The sequence below is a fragment of the Bacteroides intestinalis genome (assembly GCF_003464595.1).
Classification (GTDB): Bacteria; Bacteroidota; Bacteroidia; order Bacteroidales; family Bacteroidaceae; genus Bacteroides; species Bacteroides intestinalis_A.
The window spans coordinates 41,327-57,154 of record NZ_QRZF01000020.1 but is presented as its reverse complement, the minus strand read 5'-3'; the positions used below and the strand labels follow the sequence as shown (position 1 = coordinate 57,154).

Sequence of the window (15,828 nt, the reverse complement as noted above, 5' to 3'; positions counted from 1 at the left end):
TTTACTTTATAACTTTCAGCTTAGCTGATTCTTTATCCATTACATTATAGGTAGATATCTCATATACACTACCTTCATTACCTTCCTTATCAATGAAAGAAGTCAGGAAGTCATTTCCATGTATCTGAAGTTTCTTTAAGAGCGTGCCATTCTTATAAATATTAAAACCGGCAACCGACTCCAGACTACCTGGAATCCACTTAACTTCCATGCCATTAGCTACCTTTATCATACTGGCACTTATAACTTCCTGCGGAGTAGCTATTTGAGGAAGTTTACCTTCTTTACAGTATTGCAGGTAGGCTTGATGATAGTCCTTATTCACTACAAACGGACTATTATAATGGCTATAAGCAAAGCAGATTAGATTACTTACATAACCATTAACTATATCCAGTTGCTTCTTTATCCTTGTCAGAGGAGCACTCACCCAGAATTGTTGATCGAACGTTTCAACATTTCCCCAGAATTTCAATCCCGGTTTAGTATTGACAGCTTGTTTCAATTTAGAGAACCAGTCCGATAAATTATCTAAGTTCAATCCACCGGCACCGACACAGTCTTGCGGAGCAAAAATATCTCCAAATCGGAAGTGAGTTTGTGCAAAAACATTCTCCCACATTTTTCCGTATTCTTCTGCATTTCCACCTACTTTATGATTCATAAACGGAGAAAGCATGAGCGGCATTCCCGGAGTGAGCTTTGAAAGATGATCCAAATTTGTATTTAAGGCTCTCGCCAGAATAGCCTGACGTTCAGCTGTCATACAGTTCAGATTGTCAACTTCCCAAACCCAATACCATCCGTACATTGCATCCGGATATTTTTCCTTGTACAAGGCAACCAGTTCATCTGCCACTTTATTGCCGATTTCCATTTGGCTAATCAACCAATCTGCATCATAATCTACTTTCCACCATCTATCGTTAAAATTCAGTCCAATAAAGATCTTTATTCCATTCTTCTGGGCACTGCGCAAACACTTTTCAAGTGTCTTGTTCTGCTGTTTTTTCTTTGTCAGCGAAGAGGGATAGTTAGTAGTTGTTTTTCCTTTCTCATCTGTCAGAAGTGCAGGTGCATAAATCAGATACTTCATACCTGCCTCTTTAAACATTTCCATTTCCCGATCCCAACGTGCATCATCCCAATTAGCAACTAAATATTCTTGTATAAAAGAACCGCTGAAACGAGGGATATTGGTACCTTGATTTTTCTGTTCGAACATGTAATGGAAATATGTACCTTTCAGGTCAATAATATATGAATCGAAGCTGGCTTCATCTTCATGCAGATTAATGATACGGGCACCTCGGCTCAGAACTTCATTATAAGCAGACGGATAGCCTGTTTTACGTCCATAAGCTAATGCTATATTACCGTTCCAATCAACCATATAGTCATTGTTATGATCGTGCCCGACAAATACTCCTATTACATCTTTTTTCTCTATAAAAGAGGACAATAAGCCTGAATTTATGTTGGACGCACAAACACCTTCCTGCTTCTCACCGAATTCACGGCAAGCCCATCTGGCCGTTTCATGTTCGGGTAGAGGAATATGGAAAAACGCCATCGATGGCAATCTGTATTTATTACGTACTGTAAACTGATCACTTGTCTTACGATACCAATCTATCTGATCATGCTTAATCCAGTCATAATATCCGAAAGAACGGTCTTGGGTAAGATTATGTGAATCGAACAAATACAAAACCCATTTTTCTGAATTTCCATCAGATGAAAGGATAGGAAGCGCACAATTACCGGAACCGGACAACTTTCCATTTTCTGCATCATAAGTCAGGTTATAGGGTACCGTACGCAGAAATTCAAGAATCTGGGCATTATTCATATCAGTTTCTTCATCATGATTCCCGAACGTAACAGCAAACGGCATTTTCTCTTCCTCGAACAAACCAGCCAATCTTTTCCAGCCACGAAGAGCATTCCAGGAAACCACTACATCACCTGTCAGAATCACAAGATCAGGACGTTCTGAGCGAATAATTTCACGCATCAAGTTATAAGTACTGTCATTCTTTTGTTTATAAGAATCGCTTTCCACCCAGTGCAAATCGGTGAACTGCACAATCTTGAACTTTCCATCACGAAACTTCAAATTAGAAGTCTGGGCCAAACAGGAAAGACACAATAGTGAACTAAATAGGATCAATAAATATTTTTTCATTTCTTTCTATCTGTTCTAAATGGTGCCAAAGGCAACCCGTTACTATCAAATAAATTGGGAACTGCATCATTGGTAAAGCAATAGCGTACTGCAACCGGAGTTTTTACTTTTACGGAAGAAACACTAATCTCACCATTCTTCATTAGTTTGGCATCTGCCGGATATACATTTCCTGCCTGATCCACTATCTCAAAGTTTTGGATGGTTTTGTCATTACACGTTAATTTAATAGCAGTAGTAGTCACCATAACTTTGCGTCCTTCTATACGGATAGACTTTAACATCGGAGAATAAGGCTCCACTTCTTCCCTATGGTAGGTTTTCTTCAATGCCATATTGGCCAAACGGACACCGACCTGTTTTTTCAGACTCGGATGGATATCAGAAATATCATTCACCAGATCGCTGACTACGACCATTCCAGTGTTATGTAATGTTGCAGCAACATCTGCCTGCTGTTCCCGTAAATAAGCAGCATTTCTGTCTGCATATCCATTCCATGGAGCAATCTGCACAAAATAAAAGGGCAAAAAACGGTGAAATTCATTTCTCCAACCTCTTATCATTCCATCAAACAGAGGACCATAGTCAGCAGCCCGTTCATTATTAGCTTCTCCCTGGTACCAGATGACGCCTGCAATAGTATAATTCTTGATAGGATGAATCATTGCATTGTAAATGGATGAGTTGGCAGTAGGAGACCAACCTGCTACTTGTTGTTTTTGTGATAACTCAAACAACTCCTTTTCATGGCTGAAAGTAAATTCATCGATCCAAGGTTCTACTGCTGTTCCTCCCCAATAAGATCCAATCAGTCCGACTGGCACATTCAGTGCTTCATTCAAATGTTGACCAAAGAAGAAGGCCACAGCGCTGAAATCTTTGTAAGTTTCCGGAGAACAAATTTCCCATTGTCCCTGAATACGTTCTACCGGATACTTAGACGTTGCTTTAGATATCTTGAAAAAACGAACTTGCTTATTTTCCAAAGCTTTTGTGATATCCCCGGCATCACGAACCGGATAGCTCATAATATATTCCATATTGGACTGGCCGGAACACAACCATGTTTCACCCATCAGAATATCTTTTATTTCCCTCTCCAGTTTGTTCTCCCAACCGTAAAAACGAATACTATGAGGTCCTGCAGCTTCCGGAGTACGTATATAGGCTTCCCAGGCGCAATGCATATCCGACTTTACATGTACCGTATCTGTAGGGGCCCAACTGCATACAATCTTCAGGTCCCATACACTGGGACACCATCCCCAAAGCTTCACTTCAGAATTCCGTTGCATCACCGCATGATCACTAATGATAGATGGAAGAGCAAATTCCGGGTTCTGTGCTGAGATATTGGCAAATACCAGTATAAATGTTATTATAGTAACTAATCGTTTCATAGTAGTTATTATTTAAAGTTCTGCTTTCTATACCAATCCATGTACTGATTGTATAGTCTGACTGACTCATCACGCAGACCGGCATGAGCCAGCGAACCGGGTTTATTCATTATACCAAGATATTGATATACCAGAATCTTATCTACAAATGGAGATATAGCCTCCATCTGATGAATAATTCTCTTATCAAAATCAGCCGAGATTAAACTACCATGAGTAGTCTGTTCAAAGTAAAAAAGCTCCATGTCGGCCCATATTCTTGAACGACCGGCTTTTTGATGCGCTTTAGCTAAATTTTCAAAAGCACGGGCTGATTGACTAAAGGTAGTGACACCCACTCCCACGCCATCTTGATAAGCTACGATCTCTACATTGAGTTGCTCTAATTGTTTAATGAATGTGTCATCACACTTTTCGGCCTTAATGTTATAAGGCGCAATGATATTTACACAATTCGCATTCAGAGACTTGGCTATCTGCGCACATTCATTCACATATGGAATTACATACTCACCAAAATAAGGATCCAACCATGATTCATTGGGAAAATACCAACCATAGAAACTTTTATGATGTCCATATCTTGCATAAATTTCTTCCATGCATTTGGCTCTCTTCCTGCCCAACTCTTTGTCGGTCATCATCTTTACAGCATCCAGATCTAATGCCCAATAGTCATTGCTTACAAAGAACTTAACACCAAACTCATCTGCTGCCGAAAGTACTGTTTCTATGGGATCTTCACATCCCATTTTAAACTTAGGAGCCAGGTCCGTATCATAAAATGCAAAACCATGAGAAGCTACATTCATCATGACTAAGTATTCCATGCCTGTTTCACGGATTTCACGTATCTTTTCCCGCCACTGGGTTGCAGTAAAGTTTCTCAAATCTTTATCCCAATACACACCTTCTTTTCCTCCCGGGTGTTGGAATTCAAACCAGGAACCGGATATCGGCTTGATGTTTGGATTTTGAATGGCCTCCTGCAGAACTTTTGCCTGCGAGACTCCCGGTAAAATGATACCGGCAGCCCCCAAGCCTAAAGTCGTTAGAAAATTTCGTCGATTCATAGTATTAGATTTTTCATTCTGATTTTATAATTTCTTCCAGCACTGTCCAGCATTGATACAGTCCTCTGGGTACATGGAAACATCCTTTCCATTTCCCACCTTTTAATGGTAGCAACACCTCTCCTCTCCTATTCAGATAGCCGTACCATTCAGCATATTCCGGATCTTTAAAATGATTCCAGGTATAATCATGCACTTTCTCGAACCATTCCAAACATTTCTTATCGCCAGTAAGTTGATAAGCTTTCAATAAAGAAATCAATGTTTCAATATGTACCCACCAAAGTTTTTGGTCCCATTCCAGTTGTTGAGGAGGATATCCTTTACGGTCCATAAAGTAATATATACCGCCGAACTCTTTATCCCAGCCATACTCCAACATTGTCAAAGTAACATTCTTGGCTTTTTCTATCAGTTCAGGACGATGCAGACGTTTTCCAAGATCCATAATAAACCACATGGCTTCAATATCATGCCCCGGAGTCACCTGGCGTCCCTCAAAAGAATCAGAAAGTTCACCGTTAGTCTGTACATTTTCAATGATGATACCTCCCAGTTCAGGACGATAGAAAACCTCCATTACTTCATGGATGCATACCTCCATAGTTTTCTCTAAATAATCAGCATCAAGTAAATGTTCGATTTCCAAAGCCAGATTACATAGAATCATCGGGAGAGCGAAGTTTTTCAAATCTCGCGTACCGGGATGCAGTTTATTCCACTTACCCTTCGGATTATCCACTTTAGACAGGATGATCTCAAAAGTCTTCTTAGCAATATCAGCATATTCCTGATTTCCGGTAGCAAGACTGAGTTGTCCGAAAGCCATGGTTGCAAAAGTGTATGAGAAAATGTTATAAGGATCTACCAGCGGGCGTCCCGTACGGTCAAGAGAGAAATACCAATTGTAATTTCCATCGTGACCGTACTTTTTCAAGAACTCCCCGCCTTGAATGGCACAATCCAACCATTCCTGACGTTTCTCTACCTTATTGTAGAGCATTGAAAACAACCATACCTCACGGCCTTGCAACCAAACAAACTTATCTGTATCGAAAACATTACCTTGACGGTCCAAGCAAGTGAAATACCCGCCGAACTCGTGATCCTGAGAATGTTCTAGCCAGAAAGGAAGAACATTATCCATCAGTTCGTCCTTATAAAGAGCAGCTAATTTTTTAAAATCCATAATTCTCTATATTATATATGTATATTAAGGTCGATTTCTATTTGGAACTGGTCCAGTAACGCTCAATCTCTTCCAACGATTTGCCGGTAGTCTCAGGAACGAGTTTCCAAACAATAAGCATATAAGGAACGCACATGACAGCAAATAAAAAGAATGTTCCGGCGGGGGTAAGATTCTGGAGCATCCAGGGGGTTAATTGGCCGATAAGATACGTTCCGATCCATAAAGAAAATCCTGCGATAGACATAGCTAATCCGCGAACTTTGGTAGGATACATTTCAGAAAGAAGGACAAATACCACTGCACATATGGAGACAGCACAGCAAAATACATAAAACAAAAAGAATATAAGCAGGAATATGCTTGAAATACCTAAGGATTCACCAAACAAGAAATAGAATCCTATTAGTAATAAAGTAACGACCATACCCGAAACTCCATAATAAACTAACTTCTTACGGCCGACTTTGTCAATAATGACTAATGCCAGAACCGTAGTTAAAGTATTAACCAATCCTACCAGAACCTGATAGAAAAGAGAATCGCCACCTGACAAACCTGCATTCTCGAAGATAGAAGGGCCGTAATACAAAACGGCATTTACTCCCATAAACTGGCCTAATATAGCAATACAAACACCAATGATGACAGCTTTCAGAATTCCTGGTTGCAACAATAAAGACCATTCGGATTTTGATTCGGAAGATAAAACCGATTTCGTTTCATTCACCTGAAATGCTACATCTTTAGCAGAAACATAAATTCTCTCCAAAATATTTGTAGCCTTGGCATCCTGTCCTTTCAAAAGCAACCAGCGGGGACTTTCCGGTATAAAGAAAATGATGATAAAGAACAGTATAGCTGGAAGAGTCTCCATTCCTAACATCCCTCTCCACACCTCAGTTACAAAAATTAAATCAAACCAGCCAGTTCCCGGATTAGTACAACTTTCAGCATAAGCCAGCAGTTGGTAATTCACTAAATATGCACCTAAAAAACCAACAGTCACGGCCAATTGATATAAAGAAACCAATCGTCCTCTGTACTGGGCAACAGAAACCTCTGAAATGTAAAGTGGAGATATTATAGAAACAACGCCAATACCAATGCCACCAATTATACGGTAAATGACCAACTGGTTAAAATCAGCACATAAAGCACATCCAATGGCTGATGTAGAAAATAAAACCGCTGAAATAACCATAGTCAGTTTACGACCGAATTTATCACTTAGGACTCCGGCAAAAAGTACTCCAACTATGGAGCCTATTAATGCACATCCTACATACCATCCCTGCTGTAAGGCATCAAGTTTAAACAACTCTGTCACCTGAGCAATAGTTCCGGAAATGACAGCTGTATCGTATCCAAAGAGGAAACCACCTAAGGCAGCAACAACTGACAGAAAAACAAGGTACCCTATATTAATTGTAGATTTCATAGAATTGTTATTTAATATTTTGCTTATATATATGTCCGAAACGATCCGTTACTACTATCTCGATAACTGCATTCTTATTTTGGGGAGTCGCCTTAAATAAATGCTCTGTTTTTATAGGCATAATCCAGTCATATTCTACCCGTTCTTTATCCGAACAGATAATCTTTGCTTCAGGATCATACCCTTCGAAACGTTGCATCTCACCCATGCACTTACCATTCTCATACCACTCAACTTTCCACAACTCATCCCAATTCCAAACATTGGCAATAATATCCTGGGGGTATTCTTCTGAAGAACCGACCGGATACCCTCTGAATTGGTGATCAATAGGAAATCCCGCACTCTTATAGCTCCAAGTAACCTTATTACCATTTACTTCATAAATTCCGTAACCGCTGGGGGTACCATCCGTACAGATATCGGCTTTCCAGAAAGTACCGCAAACAGCCGCCGTATTATGTTCCATGAGTTTATCATTAAACACAACGTTCCAATTGTAATGGGTATGTCCGGAAAATATGTGTGCATCATATCCGGCTAAAAGATCATATAAACTGGAGGCATTGCTGGTTTCATCAGGAAGTAATGCATTAAACTGTAGCTCTTTTGTAGAGCTGCTTGGAATATGCATTGCAACAAAAACCAGATGATCTTTCGGTACGAAAGATAAATCCGCCTCTATCCATTGCAGCGTTCGCTCATCAATATAGCCTATATAGCGATAATGACGATTAATATAGAAGCAGTTATTCAATACAATATAATGTGCCTTACCCCGATTGAAAGAATAATAGATCGGTCCGAAATACTCTTCAAAAGTCTTGTAAGAATGTTCATAAGAGCGTACTCCATATTCCATATCATGATTGCCTACAGCACGATAGAAAGGAAGGTCCAGGACATTAGAAGCTTGGATATAAGAAGGAAATATAGCCGGTGCATTACCCACAATATCACCACAATCCAAAACAAAAATATCACTATTTCGCCGTTCACCTACAAATTGACGAACATCTTTCAAATATTTCATATACCCCTCAATGTCACTAGCTTTGGCAGCTTGTACATCAGACTGTACCAGACAGATATGTTTATCATCATTCTTAGGATTCTTAATCAAGGTAAAATCATAGTTTTCCACTTCACTGTCTATTCTTTTATAATAGTGAGGAAGACTCGCTTCTCTTTGAGGCAGATATCCGGCCGGAGTCGTCACATAAACAAAACGTGCATCCCGATGATATGGTAAACTATACATTCCTTTCGTGTCTGTCAACACGCAGTCGAAACCATTCGTCACCACGACATTGGATATTCCTTTACCTTGGCACATAACCTTTCCCTTAATGCCAGAAGCAGATTGAGCCATGGCACTCATATTCAGGATACAGATGCAACAAACAAATAGATATTTCAATAAACGTTTCATATTATTTGATATTAAAGTATTCCTTATATCTATCATATAAATGTCCAGCTTGTAAATAAGCAGACTGAGGACTCATGAAATGTGAGAACTCAAACGTAATGGCTTTATCATAGCCGGCTCTCTTTGCAGCTTCCAATTTCATTCTAAGCTTATCAAACTTGATCGGCAAGAAATTTATAGGCATATCACGATCGAATGTCTCCGCATTCGTCCAGCATTTCATTCCATATTTATCTGCCAGCTTTTTATTTACTGTAAAGAAGGCATCTAATTCATCATAATCAATGTGCCCATCTTGAAAAGCACACGCATCAACCACTTCATGGATTCCATCAAATATTTCATTCCATTCTCTTTCGTGTTCCTGAACTGAAACAGCATCTTCCTTAGTTAACTTATCAGTTCCCATCACAGCCTTCTTTCCATCAATCCAAGGAGAAATAAAAGTAGGTAAACCACCAGACACATCCTTACATTGTTTTCCCATTGCACGAAAAGCATCAATGGCCCCCTTGGTTTTACGACTGATTTCACCACTTATATACCAGCCACCAAAACTCTTATATTTTTCACCATATTGATTCCAGACTTCATCGATCACATACTTATTATCTTCAATCTCCCATGACAAATCACCCGTATCCCAGTATTTTCCGGAATCATACAGACCAAAATAAAACTTCATCTGATATTTCTCCGCTAAGCGAAGGTACATGTCTACTAAATCAACAGAGGGCATATAACATCCTCTACCCAATAAATATTTAGAAGGATAGGTGACAAACTTACGATAGCCGGAACGGATCATGATAACAGTATCAATTCCTATATTTTTCATGTGCCGGAAATCTTGATCCCATTCTTTTTCGCCCCAATTTTGATGAGGAATATCATGTGATATTTCATCTAAAAAAGTCCCGGTAATCTTTAACCCATTCTCTTTAGGAATAATAAGCCGACCAGCATCGCTTTTCTGTATTGAAGCAAATGAAGTGCTCTCTATTGCTTCAGTGGCCAGCAGCCCAGGAGCTACCAAAGCGGAAGCTCCTGTTAAAGCGACTTTCTTTAAAAATTCTCTGCGGTTACTTGTTTTCATAGTATTCCTTTCTGTATATTATACATGTTAACCTATTGAATGCGTGTTTAAGTTTTATTATTATAAAGCGTTTCTTGTTTATAATACGATGCAAATATAGATATATTTATTATATAAACAATAGATAATAAATTATTTTATTATCAAAATCTTATTTTCATTAGTATTTAATTAAATCATGCCTTATTTTAGCCCTTAATAAAGAAAAAAGAGAAATGAATACGAACTAAATATAAAAATTGAGGTGAGATAAAGCTTAATATACTAAGCATGAATTGAATCATAAAAGAACAAATGCTTTCTTTTCCATTATAAAAGGTTGAGGTTAATAAAAATATTAATTATCTTTGTGGTAAATAATGAAATTAACAAGATATATGTATCAGCAGTTTTTAAAAGAAATAGAAATGGGGTCTAAAAATGCCCTCATTAAAAAAAGGATTATTACCTATTATATATATAATGGTAGTTCGACAATTCCTGATCTTTCAAAAGAACTGGATTTAAGTGTTCCTACAGTTACTAAGCTAATTGGAGAAATGTATGACGAAGGATACATAAACGATTATGGCAAACTGGAAACAAGCGGAGGAAGACATCCTAATTTATATGGACTAAACCCCAAATCAGGCTATTTCATAGGAGTAGACATTAAGAAGTTCTCTATCAATATTGGATTAATAAATTTCAAAGGCGATATGGTAGAACTTAAAATGGATATACCTTATAATTTTGAAAATTCCTTAGAGGGAATGAACGAACTTTGCAATCTGATTCTCAATTTCATAAAAAAGCTCCCAATAGATACGGAAAAGATATTGAATATTAATGTAAACGTATCAGGAAGAGTAAATCCTGAATCGGGATATAGTTTCAGTCAGTTTAATTTTGAAGAACGTCCCCTCGCAGATGTATTAAGTGAAAGACTCGGCTATCCTGTAACGATTGATAATGATACACGCGCCATGACATACGGAGAATATATGCAAGGATGTGTAAAAGGAGAGAAAGATATTATTTTTGTTAATGTCAGTTGGGGATTAGGAATCGGAATCATTATAGACGGAAAAATTTATAAAGGAAAGTCTGGATTTTCCGGAGAGTTTGGACATGTGAATACATTTGACAATGAGATTATTTGCCATTGTGGCAAAAAAGGTTGTTTGGAAACAGAAGCTTCCGGATCTGCCCTACATCGTACTCTGCTGGAACGGATACTGAAAGGGGAAAATTCGATTTTATCCAACCGGGTAAATATGGAAACCCCAATAACGCTGGATGAAATTATAGCTGCAGTGAATAAAGAAGACCTCTTATGTATTGAAATTGTAGAAGAGATAGGGCAAAAATTAGGTAAACAAATAGCAGGACTTATAAATATCTTCAATCCCGAATTAGTAATAATCGGAGGAACATTATCTCTGACTGAAGATTACATTACCCAACCCATCAGAACAGCAGTACGAAAGTATTCTCTAAACCTCGTCAATAAAGACTCAGTCATTACAGCCTCTAAGTTAAAAGACAAGGCGGGTATTGTTGGGGCATGCATGTTGGCACGAAGTCGAATGTTTGAAGGTACAAACTAGACCTCCAACATTCGTTTCATAAATATAGCTGCGCCTTCCACATCGGAAGGTGCAGGTGCCCATGGCGCAACATCTTCTGGTGGAAGTGGCTTATAAGGGCCACTCTTTATTTCAAAGATAACAGTACCAGACTCTAAAACTACAATACTATGCCAAGTACCGGAAGGTATTTCCACTCCATACATTCCAGCTGATGGATTCAGATTAACTTTTTCCGTCACATTGCCCATATCATCATAGAAAAACGCTATCAGACTTCCGCGCAGAACAATATAAGTTTCTTCCTTATCTACATGACGATGAGGAGGGAGATAAGTTCCCGGCTCCAGGGCATTAAGAAGACGGTGAATAGGCGCATCTAAAGACTCATGAAAATTATAATTCATTCGTAAACGAGAATTCTCCTGAGCATCATGAGTTACCCCGTCCAATAGTTCTTCCGAAATCAGCTTCATCATTACTTCAACAATTGAGCAAACTTACTTGAAAGGTTTGCTTTATCTGATACAATAGAAAGCTCTTTGCCATCAGTACCCACTATAAAAGCGGCTTTCTGAGATGCTACAACAGGAGCTATATCCTTCAAATCTCCTTCTACAAAAACACAACCTGAGAAAAAAGGAACAATAATCTCCTTCATTTTCCCATTCCAATTTACATATATTGTTTGCATAGGACAAAAAGTCTTATACCCTGCAACATTTAAATGCTGCATCAATTTACGTTCCAATCTCGGTGCCGTATATACAATATACCAGCAACGTGCATTTTCATCCATCATCATATTGTTGTTTGCTTTTTCCATCCTTTTAATAAATCCTTTACAAATAAAATCCAACCTACACTACCTACTCCAGCTAAGAAAATAAAACCGATAAGAATCATTACTTTATTGGGTTTAGCCGGACGCAAAGGAACTGATGCCGGCTGTACAACGGTGTACACCGGAGTAATTTCTTGCACCTTAGCCTTAGCCATCTGTAATTGCTGAGCAACCTGAGTATACACATTATATGCTAAATTCATTTCATTTTGCAAGCGTTCTTGTTCAGCACGATAACTTAACAAAATTATATTTTGGTTAGCATCAACAAAAGATGCATACTTTGACTGTGCAGCAGTATAATTATCTTTAGCCTCCTTATAGAGTTTCTCTGTAAAAGCTAAATCATGACGCGCCTTATTGGTCCGATAATCCGTGATATAGTTCTGCAGGCAGCGCATTACCGTATCTGTCAATGAAGCTGAAATCAAAGGATCCTGCATAGTAACCGACAAAGTCGTAACACCTGTTTTCTTATCTACAGAAACAGAAATACGTTTGCTCAAGGCAGTTGCAATTGCAGCTTCATCTTTGGTTAATCTGAATGGATCTGTTTTAGCAGCAACACCTTCTTCTTCTTTATCTTTAAACAAAGATATCACCCAACCCAATGCTTTAAAAGGAGCTGAAGTGATGGCTCCCCACCAAGGTCCACGCTGATACTCGTCCAAATAGGCATAAAGTGTTGTATCAATCTTATCTTTCTGATCTTTCACCTTTACATCAAAAAGCTCAATCAGAAAGGGAGTGGAACTTACAATATCAGGATAGAGTTCCGGTGAAAGAGCATCTTCACCACTGGAAGCACCTAAACTGATACCTGCCATAGCCGCTAATGCCCCCATACTACCTCCACCCGACTTACCACCAGTCTCTGGTGCTAACGTCACACTTGTAGAGTATTCTTTCGGGATGCTGAATGCTACAACCAGTCCCACCAACACAGCATATCCACACGCCTTGAAAACCAGTTTCCTACTTGCCCACACCTTTTGAGCAAGTTCTATTAAATCGATCTCTTGTTCTTCCGGCTGTTGAGGAGTTGTATTCAGTTTGTTTTCTTCACTCATAACTTCTATTACTTAAAGAGGTTAACCATGGTTGCAATCATAGCAGCAATGGAGGCGGTTGTGCTACCCATACCTAAAATCTCAGCAGTACTCATCCGCTTCTTTTCTTCCTTGCTTGGAACAATAATCTCACAGCCAGGCTCTATAGCCTTTTTATCGCGAGATTTCAGACGGGATACCGTACCGTTCATATATACTACATAAGCTTTTTTCTTCTTGGCCAGATTACCATAACCACCTGCCTGATTGATGTAATAACGTAAACTTTCACCACGCTTATACAATACAGTATTGGGATACATAACCGCTCCACTAATTTTTACCGTATTAATATATTCAGGAATGAATAAAACATCCCCTTCACGCAAAACCAAGTCAAAATCACTACCTGGATTAGAGATAGCCTTCTCCAAATTAATACCAACAGTATAAGTGTCTGATATGTTCAGCTTCTCAACAGAAATAGAGTCTTTTCCCTCTCCCATTCGAGCCATCCGAACAGCATCGGCCTGACGGCGTTGTTCTTCTTCCGTCATTTTACGAATCAAGCGCGCACCTTTTACATAAGCATCCGGAGTAATTCCGCCAGCTTTTGAAATCAAATCAGACAAACGCTCATTCTTCTTCACTAAAGCATAATTACCACCAAAAAGTACTTCCCCTGCAACAACTACATTCTGCTGTTTGCGGTATGCAGGACTTTTGCGAACATATACTTCATCAAATGGCTCCAAGTGGAAATCTCCTTCTCCACCTACTACTAAACCGTCTTTAATATCAAATGAATAAGTCTTTCCTAAAACACTGCTAAAAGAAGTGCTCTTCGGATCCTTAATACGACGGGTAATATCAACCTTTGTTGTTGCAGCTGCTTCCAATAAGCCACCAGACTGAACCAACAAATCTTCAATAGTCATATTCTTAGAAAAGAGGAATGTACCCGGATTTGCAACTTCACCATGAATAGAGATAGTCTCCTCCTCTTTCAGGTCATGAATGCTTGGTATATATAAAATATCATTTTTCTGCAATGGTATGTCAGCTACAGTTCCTTTAAGCAAACCACCTAAATCCACAGCAATTACCTCATGAGACAAATCTTCATTCTCACGATCTAAAAGTGCACGATTCAAAAATGCATCACCTCTTAATCCCTCAGCTTTCTTTATTAATTGCTTTACAGTATTTACTGTCCCACTCAATTCATATAAACCAGAGCGATAAACAGCACCACGAATTTCTACGCGATTCTCAAAACGCTTCAATACGGCATCTACAGAAATGGAATCACCATCATCCAAACGGAAAACAGAGTAATCCATTTCGTCTACATTATATACCTGATGTTCGCGACCACTTTTACGAATAATACGAACTGCCTTTTTGTAAGCATCTCCAGTAAAGCCACCAGCATAATTCAAAATAGTAGCAACAGTCTCTGTTGGCTTCATTTCATAGAACATCGGACGCTTTACCTTACCAGCTATTCGCACCAAAGATTCATAAGGGTTAACTATAATTACATCTCCTTCCTGAAGACGGATATCATCTTTCATCTTACCCTTCATAAGGTAATCATAAACATCCAGATCAGCAATCGTTTTACCATTGCGAACTACCTTAATACTACGCAGACTACCAATTTTATTAACACCGCCAGCACGATACAAAGCATGGAAAACAGAGGAAAAAGAGGATAATGTATATGTTCCAGGAACAGCAACTTCACCCATTATATTAATCTGTATAGTCCGGATATCCCCTAAAGTCAACTTTATTTGAGAGGTAGGTTCACTTCCTGATATTCCTGAGTATATTTTTGAAAATTCACGTTGCAAATATGCATTGGCATCTTTTACAGTCATGCCACTTAATTGAACAGGTCCCAGCCCACTCACCTGAATAGTTCCTTCAGGTGAAATACTTTGGCGAATTGTATTCTCCGAAGCACCCCAAACATCAATAATAACCTCATCGCCAGGTCCTAAACGATAGTCCACCGGAGTAGCCAGGTTAATACTCGGTTCAAACGTTAAATTCCGGTTTGTAAATACATCATGACCAAAAATTTGAGAAGCATTATCTGTAGTAGCAGTATTATCAGCCCTATTATCTACTCTATTATCAACTCTCGCCCCTACAGTCTCATCAGGCATTCCCACTTCCGAATAGTCAGTAGTTCTTCTCTGCCCTCCCCCATCATCAACTAAAGTACGTTGACGCAATTGAGAAGGCATTTCATTGGATTTATTACTTACAGTATTACTTTCCGAATATTTCTGTTGTATCCTGCTAACTTGCTCTTTGGTCACCCCTCTACGCAATAGTTCAGTGGTTATCTGCTTCTGACTTTTTCCACTTTTATTTGCTTCCTTTACGTATTGAATAACCTGATCATCCGACATCTGCTGGGCCATAGCCACTCCAGAAAGGACGAAAATTAAAAAGAATAGTGTTATTAATCTGCGCATAAGATATTTGATTAATCTTTAGAATTCCTATAATTAATATAAATCGGGCACAA

General features: G+C 38.8%; 11 protein-coding genes and 2 pseudogenes. 1 reads left to right on the top strand and 12 read right to left on the bottom strand.

From position 1 onward, the window contains the following. Nucleotide 1: 1 nt before the first annotated feature. The 7 genes from DWW10_RS20995 to DWW10_RS20965 are packed head-to-tail and all read right to left on the bottom strand — an operon-like array spanning nt 2 to nt 9,822. The gene (locus DWW10_RS20995; RefSeq protein ID WP_022393792.1) at nt 2-2,188 is read right to left on the bottom strand and encodes a DUF4434 domain-containing protein; all 2,187 of its coding nucleotides are present in this window, start codon (nt 2,186-2,188) and stop codon (nt 2-4) included. Then, nucleotides 2,185-3,591 carry a sialate O-acetylesterase gene (locus DWW10_RS20990; RefSeq protein WP_022393793.1) on the bottom strand — a complete coding sequence of 469 codons (1,407 nt, stop codon included), beginning with the start codon at nt 3,589-3,591 and terminating at the stop codon, nt 2,185-2,187. Before DWW10_RS20990 ends, DWW10_RS20995 begins: the two co-directional genes overlap by 4 nt. A gap of 8 nt (nt 3,592-3,599) precedes the next feature. Beyond that, complete coding sequence (locus tag DWW10_RS20985) at nt 3,600-4,664, bottom strand: DUF4434 domain-containing protein (RefSeq protein WP_022393794.1); 1,065 nt, start codon at nt 4,662-4,664, stop codon at nt 3,600-3,602. A 13-nt stretch (nt 4,665-4,677) separates the two neighbouring features. Beyond that, nucleotides 4,678-5,853: a n-acyl-d-glucosamine 2-epimerase gene (locus DWW10_RS20980; RefSeq protein WP_022393795.1), complete on the bottom strand. Its 1,176-nt coding sequence runs from the start codon at nt 5,851-5,853 to the stop codon at nt 4,678-4,680. A 37-nt stretch (nt 5,854-5,890) separates the two neighbouring features. Further along, complete coding sequence (locus DWW10_RS20975; RefSeq protein ID WP_022393796.1) at nt 5,891-7,294, bottom strand: sugar porter family MFS transporter; 1,404 nt, start codon at nt 7,292-7,294, stop codon at nt 5,891-5,893. Between the two features lie 7 nt (nt 7,295-7,301). Beyond that, on the bottom strand, nt 7,302-8,726 hold the full coding sequence (locus DWW10_RS20970) for a calcineurin-like phosphoesterase C-terminal domain-containing protein (RefSeq protein WP_022393797.1): 1,425 nt from the start codon (nt 8,724-8,726) through the stop codon (nt 7,302-7,304). 1 nt (nt 8,727) lies between these two features. Next, nucleotides 8,728-9,822: a DUF4434 domain-containing protein gene (locus DWW10_RS20965; protein ID WP_022393798.1), complete on the bottom strand. Its 1,095-nt coding sequence runs from the start codon at nt 9,820-9,822 to the stop codon at nt 8,728-8,730. A 377-nt stretch (nt 9,823-10,199) separates the two neighbouring features. Here DWW10_RS20965 and DWW10_RS20960 point away from each other — a divergent pair, with 377 nt between their 5' ends. Then, nucleotides 10,200-11,411: an ROK family transcriptional regulator gene (locus DWW10_RS20960; protein ID WP_022393799.1), complete on the top strand. Its 1,212-nt coding sequence runs from the start codon at nt 10,200-10,202 to the stop codon at nt 11,409-11,411. On the opposite strand, the gene DWW10_RS20955 is transcribed toward DWW10_RS20960, so the two are convergent. From DWW10_RS20955 to DWW10_RS26715, 5 genes and pseudogenes are all read right to left on the bottom strand, one after another. Beyond that, nucleotides 11,408-11,866: a WbuC family cupin fold metalloprotein gene (locus DWW10_RS20955; protein ID WP_222850740.1), complete on the bottom strand. Its 459-nt coding sequence runs from the start codon at nt 11,864-11,866 to the stop codon at nt 11,408-11,410. The two genes, DWW10_RS20960 and DWW10_RS20955, sit on opposite strands and share 4 nt — an antisense overlap. Before the next feature lie 2 nt (nt 11,867-11,868). Continuing rightward, nucleotides 11,869-12,216, bottom strand: coding sequence for a UpxY family transcription antiterminator (locus DWW10_RS20950; protein WP_118422174.1), 348 nt, complete (start codon nt 12,214-12,216; stop codon nt 11,869-11,871). After that, a complete protein-coding gene (locus DWW10_RS20945) occupies nt 12,192-13,304 on the bottom strand; it encodes a GNVR domain-containing protein (RefSeq protein WP_007663715.1) in 1,113 nt (370 codons plus the stop codon). Before DWW10_RS20945 ends, DWW10_RS20950 begins: the two co-directional genes overlap by 25 nt. An 8-nt stretch (nt 13,305-13,312) precedes the next feature. Beyond that, a pseudogene (locus DWW10_RS20940) lies at nt 13,313-15,379 on the bottom strand (SLBB domain-containing protein); the annotation flags it as partial. Nucleotides 15,380-15,573: 194 nt separating this feature from the next. Then, a pseudogene (locus tag DWW10_RS26715) lies at nt 15,574-15,775 on the bottom strand (hypothetical protein); the annotation flags it as partial. Nucleotides 15,776-15,828: the final 53 nt, after the last annotated feature.